This is a genomic window from Carnobacterium divergens, from assembly GCF_900258435.1.
Lineage (GTDB): Bacteria > Bacillota > Bacilli > Lactobacillales > Carnobacteriaceae > Carnobacterium > Carnobacterium divergens_A.
On the sequence record NZ_LT992558.1, the window covers coordinates 326595 to 346765 of the forward strand.

Sequence of the window (20171 nt, forward strand, 5' to 3'; positions counted from 1 at the left end):
AATCGATTATGAAAAAAATAACACTAAGTTTAGTAGGCGTTTTTCTTTTTTCATCTGTCTTTTTAGGAACAACAGCATCAGCAGTAGAAGAAGTTGGAAAACCAGTGAAATCAAACGGATATGTAAATTTTGATTACGATGATGAAGATGCAACGCTAGGAACATTACGAATTAATAAAGTATCTAAAATCAACTTCGGTACCACTCCAACTAAAGGAGATACGGTCACAATCAATTCCATTTATTCAGCAGAAGATGAAAAAGATGGAGAGTTTTTACCACTAAATGTTCAAACGGTTGATAATCGCGGAAACAGCGCCGGTTGGCAACTTCAAGTTCAACAAACACGCCAATTCACTCAATTAGATGAATCAAATGTTCCTATTACGGATGCCAATAAGGAAAATGGTACTCTGTTAGATGGAGCTGAGCTAACATTGACAGCAACAAAAGCAACCGATTTATCAGCTGAGAAAGAAGCAAATCGAATTGCTCCTTCTATCTTTAAAAAAGTCACACTATCAACTGCTAAAGATGCAGGTTTTGTGACGGTTGCTTCGGCAAAAGAAAATGAAGGAATTGGAAGTTGGAATACTCTTTTTGGAGAAACTTCAGATACAATTGCTAATAACAACAGCGCAGTTACATTAAAAATACCAGGGGAAATCAAAAAAAATAAAGATGTTAGTTATGAAGCCGAATTAACTTGGACAATTGTTGCAACACCAGAAATCTAATAATAAAAAAGAATAGGGGAAATAAATCATGAAATTAACAAAATTAGCAGTAGTAGGATTAATGGCAACAACGGTGTTAGGATCAACAGTTCCAGCTTTAGCAGCAAGCGAAGTAGGAACACCAGCAACTTCAAAAGGAGCAGTTAACTTTCAAGAAGGTGGCGGTGAAACAACTCCGACAGATCCAGGAAACAATGGTGAAGATGGTGGAACGATAGTAAAACCAGATCCATCAAATCCAGGTGGGGCAGGCTTCTTGCGTATTGACCAAGCACCAGATTTAGATTTTGGAACTATGGCAATTGCAGGTAAGACAATTATCAACCCAGTTAAAGATGTAAAAGTTAACTTTAAAAACGAATCAACTGGAGAATTTACGGATGGGAAATATTATCCAGCGTATGTACAAATCACAGATGAACGTAGTGGAGATTACAAAGGCTGGACGTTAACAGCTAAAGCAACTGAGTTTAAAGCTTTCACACAAACTGGTGAAGTGGCGCCAGAAGGAACAGAAGGGTTAGTAGGAGCGCAATTAATTTTTAGTACAGCATTTGTTCAAACAAACTCTGGAGTGAAAGATGAATTAAAACCAGTTTCTAAAGCGGTAACAGTTGAAGCTAAAGATGATGATAAAGATCACACAATCCTAGGTGCAAGTGCTGGTAAAGGTGGCGGTCAATGGTCAGCTTTCTTCACAAAAGATGCGACGGAAGTTCCAGTTAAATCGGATACACAAGGAACAAGCGAAGGCATTCAATTATCTGTTCCAGCATCAGCTAAAAAGAACAAAGACTACAACTATGTTGCGGACTTAACTTGGACAATTGCAGCAACTCCAGACGCTTAATACGAATAATTAACAATTAAAAAAGAGATAAAAATAAAAAAGAAATTTGGGGGGAACCATCATGAAATTAACAAAATTAGCAGTAGTAGGAATCACAACCGCAACATTATTAAGCGTAGCAGCGCCAGCATTAGCAGCAGAAACAACTGTAGGAACACCAGCTGCACCAAAATCAAGTGTAAAGTATGTCCCAAGTGAAGGGGACAACGATGTGACGGTTCCAGATACAAAACCACCAGTAATTGTAGGTCCAGATGAACCAGGTGGACAAGGTCAAGTGATGATTGTAAGTGCTCCTAAGTTTAATTTTGGTGAGCAAGAATTAACAACAAAAACAAGAGATTATTCAGCAAAAATAACAAAATTAAAAAAACTTGATTCTGTAGATGAATACCGTTTAATGCCTCCATTGGTTCAAATCTCAGATACCTCTGGTCGTTCGAATGCAGATGCTAAATGGGCATTAAATGTGTCTATGTCTAACTTTATTGGAGCAGATAAATCAGAATTAGCTGGCGCAACAATCAAAATTGGCGGAGGCGCTAAAGTCTATAACAGTGTGGTTGCAGCAGATAGTGCAACAGATGGATCTGGTCTTGTGGCAGTACCGAATGTTGACGGTTTAAACTGGAAAAAAGGAGTTGTCTTGTCTTCAACAGCAACAGAGCTTTTATCAGCTAAGAACGGAAAAGGGAATGCATTGACGTCGTACGTAATGGACAGTGCTTACACAGGAGATAAGGTATACGCTGAAACCGATACCTTTGATGATGTTCAATTAAACGTACCAGGATCAACTGTTAAAGCAGTTCAAACTTATGAAGCAACAGTGACATGGGCATTGAGCCTAACACCTGAAGCATAAACACTTGTTAAACTAAAAAGAGGAATGGACAACATTATTGTGTCCATTCTTTATACGTATTCAGACGGAAATCTTGTGTTATATAATAAGTGGCCCGTTTCATAAAAGTATCAATACAAGGAGACAAAACAGTGAAAAATAAACTATCCATAGTAATCATCGCTTTAGCGATCATCAGTTCCACTTTTAGCATACAACCTAAACGGGCAGTTGCCGATGGACAGTCGGATGCAAATAAATCCGAACCAACTAGTATTTCAATATCTGCTAATTTACCTGATAACCAAATCAATAAAGATCAATCTTATTTTGATTTACTAATGAAACCGGGTCAAGAACAAGAGTTAGAAGTCGTGTTACGCAATTCGACAGATAAGGATTTAACGATGATAGCCTCAGCCAATTCTGCTGTTACAAACGACAATGGAGTGGTTGACTATAGTTTCAGTAAACCAAAAGCCGATTCAACTTTAAAAGTACCCTTATCGCAAATTGCTGTTATTGAAAAAGAAACTGTTGTACCAGCTAAATCAGATAAAATTGTAAAAGTTCATGTGAAAATGCCAAATGAACCCATCGAAGGAGTCATTGCTGGTGGGATTTACTTGCAACAAAAAGAAGATACAAATCAGAAAAACGCAGGTGATGGTGGCGTTCAAATAAAAAATAAATACGTTTATGTAATGGGGATTCAGTTAAGAGAAAAAGAAGACATAAGCCAGTTAGTAGCGGACATGAAATTAGATAAAAAGAAAATTAAACCTAAGCAAGTTAATTACCGCAATGTACTTGGAATCAATCTTCAAAATACTGAACCGGTTTATATTCGTAATTTAACCGTGGATGCAAAAATTTACAAAAAAGGCAGCCAAGAAGTGTTGCATGAATCAAAACAAGAAAGCTTAAAGATGGCCCCTAATTCCAACTTTAATTACGGAGTGAGTTGGGAAAATCAAGAATTTAAAGCTGGTAAATATCGTGCAAAAGTAACGGCTCATTCAGAAGACTACAATAAAGATTGGTCTTGGGACGAAGAATTTACTATCACTAAAAAAGAAGCAGAGGTCTTAAATAAAGAAGCTGTGGAATTGGAAGTCGCTCCGACTCCTTGGTGGGTATATGTCTTAATTGGTCTAGGAATTGCATTCTTATTATTGTTAATTTTATATTTGATTAAGCGTTATATTGATAAGAAAAAAGAAGCAAAACGAAAAGAAGAAGCACGGGCACGTAAACGAAGACGCGCACAAAAAGAAAAACAAAGAGCAGCATCGGATGCAAAAAGAAAGTCTAAAAAAGTAAACGAGTAAGATTTAGCAGTAGGGGGAAGTAAAATGAAGTTAACAAGTATGGTAGGAATAATCGCAATTGGAATAGTGCTCACTCCTGAAATGACTGTCTTAGCTGCACCGACAACAAATAGTAAAGTGATTTTTTCAGAAGGTGAAGTTACGGGAGATATCGTTCGACCAGATGACGCTGCTGGGGAACTAATTATTCCTCAACCAGAGGGAGTAAAACCCACAGGTTCGCTTGCGATTACTTATGCACCGTCTTTTGATTTTGGGGAACAAAAAATTTCAACAAAAAAAGAAACCTACTTTGCAAAAAGTATGTTGTTTTACGATAAAAAAGACACTGGGAAGAATAATCCAAAGTATATGCCTAGCATTTTAGCAGTAGAAGACGCAAGAGGTTCAAAAGCAGGATGGACAGTAAGCTTATCAGCAAGTCCGTTTGTAGGAAATACCCCTGAAACAAGTCAAAAGATTTTAAAAAACGCAACAATTACTTTTTTAATGGGAAAACAGGTCTATAATACGGCTGACCCAGATCCTGGAGAATTAGTAATTGATGGTCGTTACGATGTTCATGAAGCAGATGGAGATATTGTTATTGAGACTAGTGGAACCCAACTAAATCCGATACCAGCACCTAAAGATATTTTAACAGCATTTTCAGGTCAAGGAGCAGCGGGAACAAGAGTAGTTTTTAATCAGCTTTATACGGGAACTTTAAGTAGTGATAAGCCAAGCGTTTGGACAAAGGACACATTAAATTCAAATATAGTCTTGACAGTTCCACCATCTGCTGGAGCAGAAAAGAATGTTCAATATACTTCAGATTTGACATGGGAACTAACAGCAGCACCAAAGTAAAATAACAAATACTAGCGTAATTGAGGCACCATTAATAGGGGGAAATATAGTGAATAAAAGCATTAAAAAATGGATACAGATACTCATGATTTTATTTGTAGCGGGTAGTTTTCCTATGATTGGAGAGGCAAATGAACAAGGTTTAGGATTTTCCATTCGACCGATTCATCCTGATAATCAATTAGATAAAAATCAAACCTATTTTGATTTGAAAATGGAACCGAATCAAGTTCAAGAGCTTGAGGTAATGATTCGTAACAATACAGATCAAGAAATCATTGTTGAAGCCAGTGTTAATGCAGCTATAACTAATTTAAATGGGATTCTTGATTACAGCTGGAATTTAGAAAAAGCAAAAGAGCTAGCAAAGAATTATAATCAGCACACATCAACAGAAAAAATAGATGTCAATCAAATTAAATATGACTCTTCTTTAAAAATGCCTTTACCAAGTCTGATAACGAGTGAAAAAGAAATTAAGGTTCCAGCACAATCAGAGTTGCCTTATAAAATGCAAGTAACAATGCCAGAGAAATCTTTTGATGGAATTATTTTAGGTGGCGTACGATTTACACAGCAAGAGACTACAGTAAAAGAAACTGCTTCAGATAAAGGTGTACAAATTAAAAATAAATTTGCTTATTCTCTTGGTATTCAATTACGAGAAACAGATGAATTAGTGATGCCAGACCTTAAATTAGATCAAAAAAAAATAAAAGCGAATTCTGTTAATGGACATACCGGCGTGACAATCAACTTGCAAAATCCTGCAAAGACATTAATGCGAGATCTTGAAGTGAAAATGACTGTTTATCAAAAAGGAAGTCAAAAAAAGTTAATCAGCTCAACAAAAAAAGGGTTAAAAATGGCTCCTAATTCTAATTTTGATTATGGGATTGATTGGAACAATCAACCATTGCGGGCGGGAAACTATACCGTCAAAGCTTTAATCGAAAATCACGCAATTGATGGAGAGCCAAGTGAACTGAATAAGAAGTGGGAATTTGAAGAAACTTTTACAATTACAAAAAAAGAAGCAAAAAAAATAAATGATCAAGCGGTTGATTTAGATGAACCTACAATCAGCTGGTGGCTATATGTCGTAATTGGCTTGCTGGGAGTTCTTATTTTATTGATGGCAGTCATTATTGCCAGAAATCATTTTGATAAGACAAAAGAAGTTCAAAAGAAACAAGATTTAAATCGAAAAAAACAACAATTGAATCAGAAAAAACGGATAAAAGCATCCTCTAAAAAATCGAAAATTAAAAGAAAGGAGTGATCATGTTTCATGAATGCATTAACGGGTATCTATCTTATATTTGGCTTGCTTTTTAGCCTGTTATTTATTGGGTTTTATCTTTTTTCTAAAGCTAAAAAGATTCTATCTAATTCCATACTAACAGTTGGCATTTTAATGAGTGGTTTTCTGTTTACAGTGTTGATTATTGGGATGAGTAGCCAATTAAATGAAGTACATGCACTCTTTTTACTTACGATGGTGATTTTCTTTTTGATGATGTGTCAATTAATGTTACTATTTATCGTGTTATTTAAATCTGGGAAACGTAAAAAGAAGCGTAAGAAGGAGGTTGAAAAATGAAAAAACGGATTTTTTTTCCAGTTGCATTAGTAGTGTTGCTTTTACTAGGTCAACGAGTAATAGAGTTGCCAGTTAAGTCTATTTTAGCTCAATCCGAACTACCAAGTGTGACGATTGCAACGAATAAAAACGATGAAGCAAAAGAAGTGGCAGTTGAAGAGCCCTTTAATGTAACTGTTGACCGATTAAATCAGGGGAGATATGTAGTCGAACTTCCAAAAGAACTTGATTGGGTTGCACCTGAAAAAGAATTAACTGGAATGACCTATTCTGAAAAGACAAGACAATTAACGTTAGAGCAAGCATCAGAAGACGCCATCACCTTTAGTTTGAAAGCTAATACTGTTGGAACCTATCAAGTGAATATCGCTTCCACAGTTGAAAAACAAGAGTCAGTTCTATTTGAAGTGAATGCAATCGAAAAAAGTGAGACAAAATATGAAGAAGCAGATTCAGTACAAAACGAAGAATTGACAACCTTTGCAGAAGCGCCACAAATGTTGTCTTTAAATCGACTGGATGATCTGACAGGTTGGGATGATATTTCTTCAAAGAGCTTTGGTTCATGGATATTTAATCAAAAAAGTGAGATATTCAGTTCAGCCTTGTTGCCTAAAGGAGCCTTAATAACAAGCTTAAACCCGGGTGGCGGAAGAAATAGAACGACAGCAGATCCAACTATAGAAGAGCAAATACGAGCTTTTAGAGTGGATGTACCTGGAATACAGTATCATTCAAGAGATGAATCTAAGACGAATTCTGTGGCTTGGTATGTTCCAGGCACAGTCAGTGGTTTTCTTGGTAAAAGTATAACTGTAAATAGTACTGAAGGTACGAGTATTCATGGAGAGACTGATTTTAAATCCTTAGGGCTTGTAGTAGCCGTTAACAATGACATCAATACGCTACAAGAAATTTCAGTAGGACCAAAGAATCAGATTGGCTATCCTTCAGATGAATCGAAAGTGAGCAACGTAGATATAAATACCTTTAAGGTATACAAAAAAGCGAATGCTCTTGATCGTAAGTTTGCGTATGATGTAACAATTGGTACGTATAAGTTTCATGTAACAATTGCCTATATTCCTAACTTTGAAACAGACGTTGTCAATGTTGTTTATACGTATACGAATATTGGCGACAGCACGATTCCTGGTTTGATGACAGGATTCAATTATACCCCTGAGTTTAGAACGGCAAAGATCACTACAGATCTAGGTGCAATTGGTACGAAAAAAGCAGGGGTAATACAATACATGGGGAATAACAAAGGAATTTTTGGGACAGCAACAGAAGGTGGGCACCGGGCTGAAATTTATCCTAATTACCGTGAAGATGGACCCGATTCATGGGCTGCTTGGTCAGAATCATTTAAATCAAGAGATGGAAATCGAGATATTACAAAATTTATGAATGGTTTTAAGAATCCAACGGATTTGTATTCAGAGGGAGATGAACGTGACGCCATTGCTCCAAATACTCAAATTAATGAAAATACAGCAACCAATACAAATGCAACAATCAGTATGAAATGGAACCCACAAGACTTAGCGGTTGGTGAGTCAAGGACGAATTCATGGGCGTATGCTACGGAAGCAGTCTCTACCTTACCAAAATTGAAGTTAGATGAAAACGATGCTTATTACAGTACTGATGATAATAGTGGCGTGATAAAAGGAACTTGGCGTAATTATGAAGATGGAACGAGCATCAATACAATTAAATACAGTATTGACGGTGGTGCGTATCAAAACTATCCCGTTTCATACAAAACATTAGGAGAAGTTGGCTTGCCACAAGATTTTGAAATTCCAATTTCATTAGTTGCACCAGGGGATCACACGGTTCGAGTTTACCTATCCTCGAGTAAAGGGATAAATACATCAACCTATTCTAAAATCTTTAAGTTTAAAGCACCAAAACCTAAATTTAATTCAACTATTTCAGTGAAAACAGGTGCTGAAGAACGGACTACTCTTTCACCAGGTGAAGATTTTAACTTTGATTTAGCAATGAATATGACTACTCAATATTCACAACTAATTGATTCTGTCATTCAAGTGCCAATTGATGCCACTGTGATAGATGTAAGTAAACTCAAAGATTTAAGCATTACAAAGCAGGATGGGACAAAAGGAACGATTAGCTTCAACGCCACATTAAATCAATTAGAAGCGCAATTCCCAACAAGTTTTGTAGCAGGCGAGACACTGAATCTACATTTTGCAGGACAAGTGATTGATTTAGATGAATTAGTAGATCAACAATTAATATTCGAAGCAACAATCAAAGGAACTTCTGGAGATAGTGTTAAAGAAGACTTTGAACTTCCAGTAGCAGAAAAACCAGTTAAGAAAATTAACATCATTCCAGCAATAGCTACTGTAACAGTAAATTTCTTAGATGGTGATAGACAACCAATAGTTGGTTATACGCCATATGAATTAATTGGAAAAACGAATGAGCCTTATAATTTATTTTTAGAATATGATGTGATTACGATTCTAGAAGAAATTGAATCTAAAGGATATGTGTTAACAGATTCGCCTGCGAATGAAAGTGGTATTTTCAATCGAAATGGAACCGTTGTAGATTATATCTTTAACGGAAGTATCAATTTTACAAAACATACTTCAACAGTTGATTTTGGTAAACTGAAGATTAACTCGAATACTCAAATTTACAAACCGCAACTGATTGATGATGGCAAAGGATTAACGAACAATTTATACTTTGAAATTTCAGACACACGAAATAAAGCGGAACGTAAGCCATGGGAAATCAAGGCGAGTGTAGTGCAAGAATTAACAGCAAAAAATCACAAAGTACCATTGCCAGGAAACTTTATTTTCAAAACAAAAGATAAAAAAGACATCACATTGAATAAGAGTGAAGAAGTGATATATAAACAATTAGATACGACAAGTCAAGTGACAAAAATCTCTTTTGATTCCAATCTTGAAGAAGGACTGAAATTAAAAGTCAATCCAGGTATCTATGCAGATGATTATCAAGGAAGCATTTCCTATACACTGGAAAACGCACCATAAAATGAAAAAAACGAGGGAAACACTAGCTGTTTCTCTCGTTTTTTTACTTATTAAAGGATTTAAGAAAAAGCAATTGTTGAATTTTGTCTATTAAAACTTTCCAAATTTGAGGATTGAAAATATCTTCTATATAAAAAAGAGGAGTATCATAATGATTTGTTTCGTAGCTATCTGAAATAATAAAATCAGCTTCACTAATCTTTGAGGTGACGTCTAAATGTTCTCTTGAAAACAATTGAAAAATCTTGGATTCAATTAATTCTTCTCCATAATTTTTCTTAGAGTATTGAATGTAGATTTTTAATTTAAAAGAATGTTTAAATTCCAATAAAAAATAAAACATTGAATGAGCAATAGGAGCTAAATGAGAGTCAAAAGTAAATTCTTTTTTGAAGGCAGTCGTTTGTAAAAATTGTTGGCAAAATTTCTTGATTTCCCGACTAATGCTGCTTATATAATCATCATTTGTTAATGTGTCGGGAATCGCAATAGGCGTTAACATTAATTTTTCAGGATAGATTTCAACATAAAAAAGATAGAGTTGAAGAGAAACAACATAATAAAAATAAAATAAACGTTCATCAAATGTAAGTTCTAGATTAAAGTAGTCAATAAACTGTTCAAGCAGTTCTTTGCTTAAGCTGATGAGTTTTGTATCAAGTTCTAAAAGAAGCAAAGCGATTTGTCTTTTTTGCTGGGGAGAATCAAGGTTGCCTACATGGAGTCGCGCCATGTAATTAAAGTAAAGCTTTTCTCTTTCTAAATGCGTTGAATTCAGAGTCGGAATAGAATGTTCTAAATCAGGAGAAACATCATTTATACGTGAAAACTGTTGAAAAATCAGTTGCATTTCTGGGTCCAAATCAATCAAAGTGCCCTTGTCTTTAATCCGCCATGAACATAAGGTAATAAGGGAAGACATTCGATTAAGGGCAGAGTGTTTTTCTAAAATGGTCTCAGAATAATCAAGTTTTAGATGGGTAGTGTCAATCTCGTTGCAATCACGAAAAGGTTCAATCCCTTTGTAAGCATTCCAAAAGAAGTAAAAAATAAAAGCACGAATATCTTTTTCAGCACCAATTAAATTACTGGTTAGTTTAGTCCCAAATTTTATCGTTAAATGAAACTCTTCAAGAATGGGTTCAAGCTCTTTCAATTTCTTATACGTATTAGGGATACTGATGTACAGATTGACGCTTAGGGCTTCGACAGAAGAAGCACCATGAATAATCAACTCCTCGAGCACTTGATATTTCAATGACTTTTGCAAATAAAATAATTTGATTTGATCCACTAAAAAATTAGTGGGAAGCTGTGTCTTGTTTAACAGACGAAAGCCTTCCTTACTTTTTAGGATAGCAAGTTCATTTGACGGGTAGAAGGTGTTTAGGTCAAGTTGAATTTGGTCGATATGTTTTAAAACTGAATTTTTTGAGATTGCGGTATTATGGGAAAGCTCAATCAATGAGCAAGAACGATTTTTATATAAAAGGTGTTTGAATAGCAAAAATCTGCTTTTGTTTCCTTTGTCAAATAAGGGAATCATTTACTGTGCCTCTCTTCATTTATAACGAATGATTTTATAGATTAGAGCATACAACACTGGTTTTTTTTTTTCAATACGAGAGTTGCGGTAAAAAAAGCGATTTTACATTTTTGACCTAGTTTGTATTCTTTTTGGATAAGTTTTGGAAATAAATTAATGCTAGTATAGGGATATCAGAAATATTAAAAAGGGATTAGGAGTTGAAACTGAAAATGGCGGTTATTGGATATATGCGTGTGAGTACGCAACATCAAAAATTTGATTCGCAGCAAAGTGCGTTGGAGAAATACGGTGTAGATAAATTATTTCAAGAGTATGAAAGTGGCCGAAAAAGAGAGCGAAGTGAACTGAATAAAGCATTAAAGCTTCTTAAAGAAGGTGACACGTTCGTTATTTTTAAATTGGATCGTTTAGCAAGAGGAACCAAGCAATTACTGACGTTGATGGAGATGTTTGAAGAAAAAAAGATTAATTTTGTTAGCATTGAAAACAATATTGATACATCGACACCGATGGGGAAATTGATGTTTACCATCATGAGTGCTTTTGCTGAAATGGAAGCAGACTTGATACGAGAACGAATTTTAGCGGGACTTTCAGCAGCTAAAGAAAAAGGTGTTACTTTAGGGAGACCCGTTCAATTTGAAAAAATCAATCATGCCTTAAATTTGTACCAATTTACTTCATTAAGTATTGATGAGATTTCAGAAGAGTGTCAATTGTCCAAACAAACGATTTATACACATTGCAAAAAAAACTCCATTTCACGGAAAAAAAAGAAATTGTTGACGAGTTAATTAGAAAATAAACAGCGATAAATAGAAAAAACTTGCTTTTGAAAATAGAAACGACATATCGTATAAAATAATAGAACCATCAGAAAAAAGTTTGCGAAATAGATAAAATGGTGTTAAAATTAGTTTTGATAAGACAAGTTTTTTCGGGCTGTTAGCTCAGTTGGTAGAGCAGCTGACTCTTAATCAGCGGGTCGAGGGTTCGAACCCCCCACAGCCCATAATTTAATTTTCCTACAAGACGCATAAACATTTGGATGAAGGATATACCCAATGTTTATGCGCCTTTTTACGTCTAACTCAATCTACTAGTTACTAAAGACGAATAGGATTAACCTGTAAATAAATCGTTTTTGTAGATCTTGATAAAGTAATCGCATATATAATTTAGTTTTAACGAGAGAGGAGAGTTCATGAATGGAGCAGGAGGGAACGACATTAACGACATTTGATTTTTTAAATTTAGCTGAAGGTATCCGGATAGAAGCCGTTCAATTTTCACCAGTATTTATCGTTTCTAATGAAGAAAAAATAATCTTTTATTTTACAATGATTTTAAAAAAAGACCAAACCATTACTTTTTATTTTGCTACATTGGATCTTAAAAGCAAAGGAAAAGTGACCGGAACAAAAAACGAAATTGCACATGAATTTAATGGGAAAGTAATACTTTACTCAACTAATTAAAAAAAGACAAACTCCGTTGAATGTATTAATTCAACAGAGCTTGTCTTTTTTGCGGTTCCTATTTTAGCCATCTATAAATTGAAATCATCACTAACAATTTTAGCCGTTTCAGCAATTAATTCATCATTATAGTCACTTTCTTGTTGTTCTTTATTTGAAAAAATAACCAAAACGATAGGCTTTCTATTGGGCGGATACAACACAGCAATATCATTGCGAGTCCCGTATGAACCAGCTCCTGATTTATCGCCTACGATCACATCTGATGGAACACCGGCACGTATTAGCTTACTTCCAGTAGTATTTTCTATCAGCTGTTTTTTATAAAATTCTAGTTTGTCTGTTGGAAGTTTGTGATCAATAGCTAATTTTTTTAAGTCTAGCGCAATTTCTTTTGGTGTACTAGTATCTCTGATATCACCTGGGGTAGCTTCGTTCAATTCGGTCTCAAAGCGTGAAGAAAATGGTTTGATTTAATTCATCCCAAGAGGATTCATTTAATACTAAACCGCCTGCTAAAGCTTTATAGGTTGATGCAAAGGCAAATCGTTGATTTTCGTTGTAAGCGACTACTTTATTCGTTTCGGTATCTAATCCATAAACACCTAACGTAGCCTCATACTTTTTTTCTAATTTTTCAAAATTGAGAGCATCCTTTTTTTGTAACGTAGTGTCTATTTTTGTCTTGGCCACATCTTTACTAGGTTTTAAAACAGCTCCGACAACCAACGCAATTCCCAGCGTTATGAGTAGCAAACTTAGGTACTTTTTATTTTTCATTTTTTCCTCCTTTAAAGCGCGGTATGATTTTTTCCTTTCATGTGAACTATACGCTATTCATTTTAACTTTTTGCGTTGAATGAATTAAAAAAATCTAAAAACCACTAGTCAAAAATTATGAATGGCGGTTTTTAGGTTCTATATAGAAAGGAAAATTTTAATGCTGCCATCCTCAGCATAATATTCAAAATCTGTTTGATAGGTACGAACTTGGTTTATCTTTGCATCGCGCCAAATTTTTTGCCAAGCTTCACCGACGCCTGATGGCGAAGCAGTTTTAACAGGGATTTCTAGATAATTCCCATCATTTAGTAGAATGGTTTCTTCAAATTTTGCTGTTTCATTTCCTACTAAAAGATCATAACCGCCAGTGAAATCACTCTCATAGTTAAAATAAACAGCATAGATAGCGCCTTTGAGTTCCATATTTGGAACGCGGCTCCATAAGTCGAGAATGGGATGGAGTTGTTGATTCGTTGTTCTGATTTTCAACCCATGAATTGTTTTGCTCATTGTGTTTGTCACTCCCTTTAATTGATAAGGTTAGTTTAGCATTTAAAAGCTGACAACTATCTGTCATCCTTTAAAAAAAAGACATGTTACACATGGAACATTGAAAACTAAGCATTTTTTTCGTTAGATTCAATTTCTTTTGTTAAGAAATAGGAAATGACCGTTCGAATGACAACAATCGATGCCAACATAATCATATCATCTAATGTTGGGTTTAAAATGGATTCAATAATATCTGCAGCAATCAAAATTTCTAAACCAAATAAAATATAAGAGCCTAATTGATTTTTGATCACATTATTGCGGTAAACGGTATCGTTTCTTGAATAAGGGAAGATGATTGTTTTAGTAAAATCTATCATCGCTAATAATACACCCCAAACAATGACTAAAATGGATAAGGTATTTAAAACTAAAATTAGCATTTCTAATAATGCTTTGAATTCCACCGTGTTCACAATCCTTTCTAATGTGTTAGATAATTTTAGTGTACTATGATTGACTGGAAAAGTACAAAATAAAAACAGCCAAATGAATGTTAAAAGGCTCATTTGGCTGTTTTTTAATTATGATGCAAAGACAATTTCCCATTCTGCTCGTTTAGCTAAAAATTCTTCCGCTAATTCCTGAGCGCCTATCAATGTATGACTTGCAGCCCAACCGCATTGGATTTCATTGCTGGCAGGAACTTCTGTAGCCACTAAAACATCTTTCATCGTTGCTTCTAAAACATCTAAAATTTCATTGTAGTTATCATGATTAATGACTGTTAAATAGAAACCAGTTTGGCATCCCATCGGACTCCAGTCAACAATATAGTCCGCATGATTGCGAATCAACTCAGCAGTTAGATGCTCTAATGAATGCAAACTTGCCATTTCCATGTGTTCTTTATTGGGTTGCTTAAAACGCACATCGTATTTATAAATGATATCTCCATTGTTGCCTGCTTTTTTTCCAGCAAGACGAACATAGGGGGCTTTGACCTTTGTATGGTCTAAATTAAAACTCTCAACATTCATTTTTTCCATGATTGTTACCTCCAGTAGTTATTTTTGTGCTTCTACAAGCCAAACGAAGTCGTTCATTTGTTCAAATGAAACGGTAAAGCCTGCCTTTTGAAAAGCGTCTCTCATAGTTGAAATTAAGGGATAGTATTCACGCTTTAAATCAGATGCTAAATCATAAAATCCCGATATTTCGGCATTTTCAATGGCGCTTTGATACGCTTGAGTACTTTCAAACATCGTGTCAGCAAAGATAATTTTTCCATCAGCTGTTAATTGGTGATAATAATCTTTCAACGCACGTTGCTTTTCAGAATCTGTTAAGTGGTGAAAAACATAAGTGCTAACGATAGTGTCGATTGGAAAAGTAGGGCGAGGATACTCCTCTAAATCGCCATCATAAATAACGAAATCAGCAGGTAATTTCTCTTTTGCTAATTGGCGCATTTCTAAAGAAGGTTCGATTGGAAAAACCCGTTTGCCACTTGCTAATAAAAGGCTTGTTAGATTTCCAGTTCCAATTCCAAATTCTAAAACAGAGTCCCCACTACGGCGAACTACTTGATTTAAAATTTCTTTATAGTTCTTAAAAACAGCTTGATAAGCTGGATCCTTTCCTTCAACAAAGGTATCGTAATCGGTTGCCCATTCTGAAAAAACAGTTAAAAATTCTCTTCCCATAATGAAATCCTCTTATCGTGAAGCAAGCGCCAGCGCTTGTTTCACGTCTTCCATTAAATCGTCGATATCTTCCAATCCAACAGAAAGTCGAATCAATTCGTCCTTGATGCCAGCTTTTTCTCGTAGCTCTTTTGGTATGGAAGAGTGGGTCATAATAGAAGGGACTTCTGCAAGACTTTCTACTGCACCTAAACTTTCAGCAAGTGTAAAAACTTGTAAGCTTTCAACGAAGGTTTTGGCAGAAGAGCCTGGCGTTAATTCAAAGGAAATAATTCCACTAAAGCCTGTTGATTGTTTTTTAGCAATCGCGTGTCCTCGGTGGGAAGCTAGTCCCGGATAGTAAACTTTTGCGACATGGGCATTCTCTTCTAAAAAGGTCGCAATTTTCAAGGCATTGACTTGGTGTTCGTCCATGCGAATTCCTAGCGTTTTAATCCCTCTTTGCAACAACCAGCTATCTTGAGGTCCTAATACGCCGCCGATTGCATTTTGTAGAAAACCGATTTCCTTTGCTATTTCAGGACGATTAGTTGCAACCAATCCAGCCACCACGTCACTGTGTCCACCAAGATACTTCGTTCCGCTATGCACCACAATATCAGCACCTAAGGTTAACGGACGTTGATTATAAGGCGTTGCAAAGGTGTTATCAACAATGCTAATTAAATTATTTTTTTTAGCAAAGGCAGTCACACCTGCGATATCCGTGATTTTCAAAAGAGGATTGCTTGGCGTTTCTAAATAAATGGCTTTTGTTGATGGAGTTAAAGCTTTTTCTAAAGAAGCAAGGTCACTTGTATCCACGATGGTAAATTCAAGCCCTTGCTTCTTCATTACGCCATTCAGTAAGCGGAATGTACCACCGTAAACGTCGTCGCCGACAATCAAATGGTCGCCTTGTTCAAATAACGAAAACACAGTATGGATGCCTGCTAAACCTGATCCAAAGGCAAAACCTTTAATTCCTTCCTCTAAATCTGCAATCAATTCTTCCAACGCAAAACGAGTTGGGTTCCCAGAACGAGAATATTCGTACTCTGGTTCGCCGCCTAGCTCCTTTTGAGCATAGGTAGAAACTTGATAAATCGGCACACTAAGTGCTCCTGTATAGTTGTCACGACTGATTCCGCCGTGGATTAACTTGGTTTTCATTTTCATAGAAAACCCTCCTAACGATATATTTTTTGACTCAAATAACGTTCACTACTATCTGGAAAGACGGTCACAATGTGACTTCCGGCAGGCAAAATTGCCGCCTCTTTCAGACAGGCGCAAAACGCGGCACCGCTTGAGCTTCCGACAAATAAACCTGCTTTTTTAGCTAATGCTTTAACATAATAGAAGGCATCTTCGTCTGATATCGTATAAATTTCATCAAATAAGGTTTGATCGACAAAATCTGGGATAAATTCCATTCCAATTCCTTCTGTATCATGTCCATGAGGCGCACCACCATTTAAGATAGAGCCCACTGGTTCAACGATACAAGTTCGAGTAGTGGAATCGATTTCCTTTAAGTAACGAGCAGTTCCTGAAAAAGTACCGCCACTTCCCGCACCAGCTACAAAGGAAGTGATGGGTGTTGTTGGGAGATCGTGCTTAATTTCAGGACCTAATGTTTCATAATAGGTTAGAGGGTTATTAGGATTTTCAAATTGTTTTGGTAAAAAGCTATTCGGCATCTCTTTTGCTAACGCTTCGGCTTTTTTGATGGCTCCTGCCATACCGTCCTTAGTTGGAGTATGAACAATTGTTGCACCAAGAGCTTTCATCAAAGCTTGTTTTTCTTCGCTAAATTTTTCAGGCACCACAAATAAAACAGCGATGTTGTGTTTTTGAGCAGCTAAAGCTAACCCAATTCCTGTATTGCCAGCAGTCGGTTCAATAATCACAGAGTCTGTTGTTAGGCTACCATCTGTTAAGGCACCTTCAATCAACTTTACTCCAAGACGATCTTTAACACTGCCCCCAGGATTGAACATTTCTAATTTAGCAAAGATTTTAGTCCCCTGAGGAACATCAAAGCCTTTGATTTCTAAAAGTGGTGTATTTCCAATAAGTTCATTTACTGAGTGAAAAAGCATTTGCGAAAAACTCCTTTTGATTTGTTAGTAAAACAATGAGAATCCTATGAAAAATTTATTAATATGAATTATAGTTCACTTTTAAAAAATAAGCAACACAAAGATTTTGTTATTTAAAATCGTTTGCATTCCTTGTTTGTATAAAAATTCATTTTTATTAGAGTTATTTAATTGTAGTGGTTAGTAGCTCTCTTGATGAAGCGTTTCTTTTTTTTTTAAGGGGTTATTTTTGAATCGAAAAAAGTCTAATTTTAAGGTTAGTAACAGACGGAAAATTAAATTGGTCTAGGTAGAGAATGACCTTGAAGTGATTTAGCTGATTTTACTTAATATACTTGGCTAAGCAATTAAGCAAAAAACATGTTTTTTTTCATGTGATAAGGGTATAATAAAAGCAAATTGTTTCAAGTATTATAATAAGAAAACAGTGATTGCAACTAGATTATTTAAGACAATCTAACATTATATTTATTCATTTTAATAACTGTTTTTTTCATATTAAAGAATAAAGGATAGTTTGGTTAGAAAATCAATTAAATTGAAAAAAACAGTTGATTTTTTCTGATTTGAAGCATAAAATTAAGCCATAATTTAGAAATCAGGCAACTTGTCTGATTGGTTTTCATGTGACTAAGTTGTATTAGGCATGATAAAAGACTTCGCTAATTGGGCTTTGAAAAAATCTCAAATAGGGATTCCTTTTGTCGTGCCTTTTTATAGTGTTCAAATAAGAAGGGAGTTTTTAACATGGGTTTATTTTTTAACAAGAAGAAAAAAGAAGCAGCAGTCGAGGTTGCAGGTGTGAGTGAAGCATTAGTTGCAATTGCAGATGGTAAAATTTTACCAATCAATGAAGTACCAGATCCTGTTTTTGCTGAAAAAATGATGGGTGAAGGTTTTGCAGTAGAACCAACTTCAAATGTTATCGTAGCACCAATTGGTGGGACATTAGTACAAGTTGCAGATACCTTACACGCATATGGCATTCAATCAGAAAGTGGCGTAGAAGTGTTAGTTCACGTTGGATTAGATACTGTTGCTTTACAGGGTAAAGGATTTGACGCGCAAGTAAAAGTTGGAGACGTTGTAAAACAAGGCGATCCGCTAGTGAAAATTGACCGTGAATTTTTAATTGCAAATGCTCCAAGCATTATTACGCCAGTAATCGTAACAAATGGCAATATTGAGTCTTATAACTATGACTTCAAGGGAAGTGGCGAAGCTGTAGCTGGTGAAACAGTTGCAATGGTGGTTTCTAAAGCCTAAAGGTTGTGTTCTCAGGGAGTAACTGAAGGAGCAGATGATCCAACATGAAAATAAAAAAAGTATTTAATCAAAACGCTGTTCTTGTTGCCGATGGCGCCATTGAAAAAGTGGCAATCGGCAAGGGCATCGGGTTCAATAAGAAAAAGAATGACCTTGTTCATGAACGAGACATTGAGCAAATGTTTGTGATGGAAACCGAGCAAGAAAATTTCCAACAATTGTTGTCTCAAATTGATGAAGTCTACTTTTTTGCATCAGAACGTATTATTAAACATGCTGAAACAATTTTAAAAGAGAAGTTAAATGAACACATTCATATTGCGTTAGCCGATCATATTGCTTTTGCAATGGATCGACTGAAAAATGGCATTATTGTTCAAAATAAATTGCGTAAAGAAATCGAAGTGCTGTATAGTGAAGAATTTTTAATCGCTGAATGGGCAATCGAGTATCTTTCCACGCAATTTGGAATTACCTTTACATTAGATGAAGCGGCTTATATTGCAATTCATATTCATAGTGCTAGAACAAGTGAGTACGGAAATAATAAAAGTATTCGTGAAATCACCATGGTTTCAGAGATGGCTCGTGTGGTAAGTGAAGAATTAGCAATTGATTTCACTAGTTCGGAGATGAGTTTGTCTTATTCTCGTTTAGTAACTCATTTAAGATTTGTTTTAGAACGATTTTATACAAAAAAATATCATGCGATGGATCAAGATGTATTAGCCATTATTAAAAAGAAGTATCACCTTAGTTACCAAGTAGCATTAAAAGTTTCTACGATGTTACTTGTGGATTTTGGTATTCGTTTACCTGAAGATGAATTGGGCTATATCACGATTCATATTGAGCGACTAAGCAATTTAACATGAGTAAAAGAAGTTTGAATTTGGAGGAATTTTAAAATGAAAAAAGAGTCATTAGCAAAAAGATATGGAATTGCCTTATCTTATATTGCAGTATCAGTAGTTTCGTTATTAATTTTTTGGGCACTTTCACTAACAGGCGTGGGTGCTTTTGTAGGGATTTTTAATGCCTATAAATTGATCTTTCCGTTAATTGTTTCTATTTCTGTAGCAACTGGGATTGGCTTTGATCACAGTGGTGCTTCTGCTTTAGCTGGAGCTGTCGGTTACTTAGTGTTTGGGTCTTCATTTTCAGTCTTAGTTGATCCTAAAACAGCATTTCTAGTAACATCTCCGATTAAATTATTTGGTTCAGTAGGATTAGACCAACTCTTCTTTATCCTTTGTGGATTGTTCATGGGAATGGTTGCTGGCGTATTGTATAACAAATTTTACAACATCAAAATGCCAGAATGGTTGGCTTTCTTTGGTGGACGTCGTTTCGTTCCAATCGTAACCAGCGTTGTCGCTTTGTTTATCGGTTCATTTATTGCCAACGTTGTTATTCCACATTTATAAGAGTTAAATAGGAGGATTTTAATCATGTTAAATCAAATGCAAAAAATTGGGAAAGCGTTAATGCTTCCAATCGCAGTATTACCTGCTGCTGGGTTGTTAAATCGACTTGGTGCAGCAGATGT

The 20171-nt window shown here is 35.5% G+C and carries 22 protein-coding genes, 1 tRNA gene and 1 pseudogene; 15 read left to right on the forward strand and 9 right to left on the reverse strand.

All coding sequences use genetic code 11. The annotated features are described in order from the left end of the window. Positions 1 to 8 precede the first annotated feature (8 nt). The 8 genes from CDIMF43_RS02080 (at position 9) to CDIMF43_RS02115 (ending at position 9264) form a co-directional block, all read left to right on the forward strand. On the forward strand, positions 9 to 737 hold the full coding sequence (locus tag CDIMF43_RS02080) for a WxL domain-containing protein (RefSeq protein WP_109841060.1): 729 nt from the start codon (positions 9 to 11) through the stop codon (positions 735 to 737). Between the two features lie 28 nt (positions 738 to 765). After that, entirely contained in the window at positions 766 to 1587 is an 822-nt protein-coding gene (locus CDIMF43_RS02085) for a WxL domain-containing protein (RefSeq protein WP_074401292.1), read from the forward strand. Between the two features lie 61 nt (positions 1588 to 1648). Then, entirely contained in the window at positions 1649 to 2452 is an 804-nt protein-coding gene (locus CDIMF43_RS02090) for a WxL domain-containing protein (protein ID WP_074401293.1), read from the forward strand. A gap of 131 nt (positions 2453 to 2583) precedes the next feature. Further along, positions 2584 to 3762 (forward strand): DUF916 and DUF3324 domain-containing protein, encoded by a 1179-nt coding sequence (locus CDIMF43_RS02095; protein WP_233218276.1) that lies wholly within the window; start codon positions 2584 to 2586, stop codon positions 3760 to 3762. 24 nt (positions 3763 to 3786) lie between these two features. Then, positions 3787 to 4611, forward strand: a complete 825-nt coding sequence (locus CDIMF43_RS02100) for a WxL domain-containing protein (protein WP_074401295.1) — start codon at positions 3787 to 3789, stop codon at positions 4609 to 4611. Between the two features lie 49 nt (positions 4612 to 4660). Further along, positions 4661 to 5893: a DUF916 and DUF3324 domain-containing protein gene (locus CDIMF43_RS02105; protein WP_082985680.1), complete on the forward strand. Its 1233-nt coding sequence runs from the start codon at positions 4661 to 4663 to the stop codon at positions 5891 to 5893. A 9-nt stretch (positions 5894 to 5902) separates the two neighbouring features. Further along, positions 5903 to 6214 carry a hypothetical protein gene (locus CDIMF43_RS02110; protein WP_109841062.1) on the forward strand — a complete coding sequence of 104 codons (312 nt, stop codon included), beginning with the start codon at positions 5903 to 5905 and terminating at the stop codon, positions 6212 to 6214. Beyond that, on the forward strand, positions 6211 to 9264 hold the full coding sequence (locus CDIMF43_RS02115) for a hypothetical protein (protein WP_109841063.1): 3054 nt from the start codon (positions 6211 to 6213) through the stop codon (positions 9262 to 9264). Before CDIMF43_RS02110 ends, CDIMF43_RS02115 begins: the two co-directional genes overlap by 4 nt. A 43-nt stretch (positions 9265 to 9307) precedes the next feature. On the opposite strand, the gene CDIMF43_RS02120 is transcribed toward CDIMF43_RS02115, so the two are convergent. Next, positions 9308 to 10810, reverse strand: coding sequence for a helix-turn-helix domain-containing protein (locus CDIMF43_RS02120; protein WP_109841064.1), 1503 nt, complete (start codon positions 10808 to 10810; stop codon positions 9308 to 9310). 212 nt (positions 10811 to 11022) lie between these two features. Between CDIMF43_RS02120 and CDIMF43_RS02125 the strand changes: the two genes are divergently transcribed. From CDIMF43_RS02125 to CDIMF43_RS02135, 3 genes are all read left to right on the forward strand, one after another. After that, positions 11023 to 11607: a recombinase family protein gene (locus tag CDIMF43_RS02125; RefSeq protein ID WP_074401299.1), complete on the forward strand. Its 585-nt coding sequence runs from the start codon at positions 11023 to 11025 to the stop codon at positions 11605 to 11607. Between the two features lie 145 nt (positions 11608 to 11752). Beyond that, positions 11753 to 11825 (forward strand) — tRNA-Lys (locus CDIMF43_RS02130). A gap of 196 nt (positions 11826 to 12021) precedes the next feature. Then, the gene (locus CDIMF43_RS02135) at positions 12022 to 12291 is read left to right on the forward strand and encodes a hypothetical protein (protein WP_109841065.1); all 270 of its coding nucleotides are present in this window, start codon (positions 12022 to 12024) and stop codon (positions 12289 to 12291) included. A gap of 71 nt (positions 12292 to 12362) precedes the next feature. On the opposite strand, the gene CDIMF43_RS13705 is transcribed toward CDIMF43_RS02135, so the two are convergent. From CDIMF43_RS13705 to CDIMF43_RS02170, 8 genes are all read right to left on the reverse strand, one after another. Continuing rightward, complete coding sequence (locus tag CDIMF43_RS13705; protein WP_199198138.1) at positions 12363 to 12731, reverse strand: serine hydrolase; 369 nt, start codon at positions 12729 to 12731, stop codon at positions 12363 to 12365. 7 nt (positions 12732 to 12738) lie between these two features. Continuing rightward, positions 12739 to 13071: a serine hydrolase gene (locus tag CDIMF43_RS13710; protein WP_199198140.1), complete on the reverse strand. Its 333-nt coding sequence runs from the start codon at positions 13069 to 13071 to the stop codon at positions 12739 to 12741. A gap of 138 nt (positions 13072 to 13209) precedes the next feature. Next, positions 13210 to 13584: a GyrI-like domain-containing protein gene (locus tag CDIMF43_RS02145; protein ID WP_074401302.1), complete on the reverse strand. Its 375-nt coding sequence runs from the start codon at positions 13582 to 13584 to the stop codon at positions 13210 to 13212. 107 nt (positions 13585 to 13691) lie between these two features. Beyond that, positions 13692 to 14009, reverse strand: coding sequence for a DUF1622 domain-containing protein (locus CDIMF43_RS02150; RefSeq protein WP_227001276.1), 318 nt, complete (start codon positions 14007 to 14009; stop codon positions 13692 to 13694). 141 nt (positions 14010 to 14150) lie between these two features. Continuing rightward, positions 14151 to 14615, reverse strand: coding sequence for an S-ribosylhomocysteine lyase (locus tag CDIMF43_RS02155; protein ID WP_109841066.1), 465 nt, complete (start codon positions 14613 to 14615; stop codon positions 14151 to 14153). Between the two features lie 18 nt (positions 14616 to 14633). Continuing rightward, on the reverse strand, positions 14634 to 15272 hold the full coding sequence (locus CDIMF43_RS02160) for a class I SAM-dependent methyltransferase (RefSeq protein ID WP_074401305.1): 639 nt from the start codon (positions 15270 to 15272) through the stop codon (positions 14634 to 14636). Between the two features lie 12 nt (positions 15273 to 15284). Continuing rightward, positions 15285 to 16430, reverse strand: a complete 1146-nt coding sequence (locus CDIMF43_RS02165; protein ID WP_109841067.1) for a cystathionine gamma-synthase — start codon at positions 16428 to 16430, stop codon at positions 15285 to 15287. An 11-nt stretch (positions 16431 to 16441) separates the two neighbouring features. Continuing rightward, positions 16442 to 17356 carry a PLP-dependent cysteine synthase family protein gene (locus tag CDIMF43_RS02170; RefSeq protein WP_109841068.1) on the reverse strand — a complete coding sequence of 305 codons (915 nt, stop codon included), beginning with the start codon at positions 17354 to 17356 and terminating at the stop codon, positions 16442 to 16444. Positions 17357 to 18103: 747 nt separating this feature from the next. On the opposite strand from CDIMF43_RS02170, the gene CDIMF43_RS02175 reads away from it, so the two are divergent. From CDIMF43_RS02175 to CDIMF43_RS13920, 4 genes and pseudogenes are all read left to right on the forward strand, one after another. After that, positions 18104 to 18622 (forward strand): PTS sugar transporter subunit IIA, encoded by a 519-nt coding sequence (locus CDIMF43_RS02175; RefSeq protein WP_074401308.1) that lies wholly within the window; start codon positions 18104 to 18106, stop codon positions 18620 to 18622. Between the two features lie 44 nt (positions 18623 to 18666). Beyond that, a complete protein-coding gene (locus CDIMF43_RS02180; protein ID WP_074401309.1) occupies positions 18667 to 19497 on the forward strand; it encodes a BglG family transcription antiterminator in 831 nt (276 codons plus the stop codon). Positions 19498 to 19530: 33 nt separating this feature from the next. Beyond that, complete coding sequence (locus CDIMF43_RS02185) at positions 19531 to 20049, forward strand: PTS transporter subunit EIIC (RefSeq protein ID WP_109841069.1); 519 nt, start codon at positions 19531 to 19533, stop codon at positions 20047 to 20049. Between the two features lie 24 nt (positions 20050 to 20073). After that, positions 20074 to 20171, forward strand: a pseudogene (locus CDIMF43_RS13920) (PTS transporter subunit EIIC); the annotation flags it as partial.